We start from the raw sequence: 597 nt of genomic DNA, 5'->3' as shown, positions 1-597 counted from the left end.
CGTTGGTCCAACGACGTCAATCGGTATTACGCACCCTTGCCAGTGAGTATCCCCCTCTACCAGGCAGGTTCCCCGACATTACTCTCCCGTCCGCGGCTCGCAGCCCAACAAATCCCCCGAAGGTACAATGTTGTCGCTGCCGCTCGACTGGCATATGTTACGCCTGCCGCCAGCGTTTAATCTGAGCTATGATCACACTCTTCAACTTACGATTTTGTGACTCAACGAATACTGACTTCAAAACTAATATTTACCGAAGTAAACATGTAATTCTAAATCTATTACCATTCCAACAGAATGGTAATGATTTGACTGTGCCAAAATTAAGTAAACTTAATTTTGTATTGGTCACTCAGTTCATTGAAATCAAGTTTGTTACCGAAGTAACTGTTACTACCTAAGTAATAACGTTTTGATATTCATCAACGAGTGCCCACACAGATTGATAGGTTTATATTGTTAAAGAACAGTACTTCAATGGACTAAACTATTGTTTTTAAGCTTTTCAGCTTTCCGTTGAAGTGGGCGGCCATTTTAACTAGATAACCTGTCGTGTCAACCACTTTTTCAAATTATTTTCGTTAAGGCTTTTGCCCT

1 rRNA gene is annotated in these 597 nt (G+C 41.0%); it reads right to left on the bottom strand.

The window, feature by feature from the left end:
• Positions 1 to 208, bottom strand: a 16S ribosomal RNA gene (locus GCE9029_RS26625); the annotation flags it as partial.
• Positions 209 to 597 lie beyond the last annotated feature (389 nt).

This window comes from Grimontia celer (assembly GCF_900055185.1).
GTDB lineage: Bacteria > Pseudomonadota > Gammaproteobacteria > Enterobacterales > Vibrionaceae > Enterovibrio > Enterovibrio celer.
This window is presented reverse-complemented; position numbering and strand designations above follow the sequence as displayed.